This is a genomic window from Streptomyces violens (assembly GCF_000717745.1).
GTDB lineage: Bacteria > Actinomycetota > Actinomycetes > Streptomycetales > Streptomycetaceae > Streptomyces > Streptomyces violens.
On sequence record NZ_JOBH01000049.1, the window covers coordinates 1 to 315 of the forward strand.

Annotated in this window: 1 pseudogene; it reads right to left on the bottom strand. The window is 74.6% G+C overall.

Annotated features, from left to right (window positions below):
- Positions 1 to 315: pseudogene (locus tag IF04_RS36365) on the bottom strand (hypothetical protein); the annotation flags it as partial.

The following is a 315-nucleotide window of genomic DNA, read 5'->3' on the forward strand; positions in this document are numbered from 1 at the left end:
GCCAGCTCGATCGCCAGCGGCAGCCCGTCCAGCCGCCGGCACAGCCGTACCAGCTCCGCGCGGTCGGCATCGGTGACCGTGAAACCGGGCACCGCCTCCCTGGCACGCAGGGTGAGCAGGAGCACCGCATCCGCCGCGCCCGCCCGCGCATCCTCGACCTCGGGCACCGGCAACGGCTCGATGGTCAGGATCCGCTCGCCCACCACGTCCAGGGCCCGACGGCTGGTCGCCAGGATCCGCAGGCCGGGCGCCGCCCTCAGCAGTGCCTCGGCGGCGAACGCGCAGGCATCGGTCAGGTGCTCGCAGGTGTCCAGC